We start from the raw sequence: 383 nt of genomic DNA on the forward strand, positions 1-383 counted from the left end.
GCACTGTGGCTGTTTGCCTATGGCTCGGCGCTGATTGCACGCAAGAACGGTTTCGCCGTCCTCGAGCAACAGGCCGCACCTGATTCCCGGGATCAGGACGACCTGCTTTTCGACAATGACGAGGATGAAGGCGACGAGGGCATTCTGGCGCTTGGCGCGATCACCCATTGGTGGCTGTCGTTGCGCGCCTATCTCCGCCGCCGCGCCGCTCGCCGCCGGGAACGCGACGATTTCGAACCGGAGATGGAACCGCGCGCCAGCGCCTGGCGCCGCGCTGCCGAGAGGGTCGAATCGGCCGAGTTCGCCGAAGCGCGGATGAGCCCGGATGGCCGCGCCCGCGTCGAGCCGGAATTCTTCGCCGCGCTGGTCAACGACCGCAGGGC

General features: G+C 67.4%; 1 pseudogene. It reads left to right on the forward strand.

Annotated features, from left to right (window positions below):
- A pseudogene (locus tag EOC93_RS33920) lies at positions 1–383 on the forward strand (cell division protein FtsK); the annotation flags it as partial.

The organism is Mesorhizobium sp. M6A.T.Ce.TU.002.03.1.1 (assembly GCF_003997275.1).
GTDB lineage: Bacteria > Pseudomonadota > Alphaproteobacteria > Rhizobiales > Rhizobiaceae > Mesorhizobium > Mesorhizobium mediterraneum.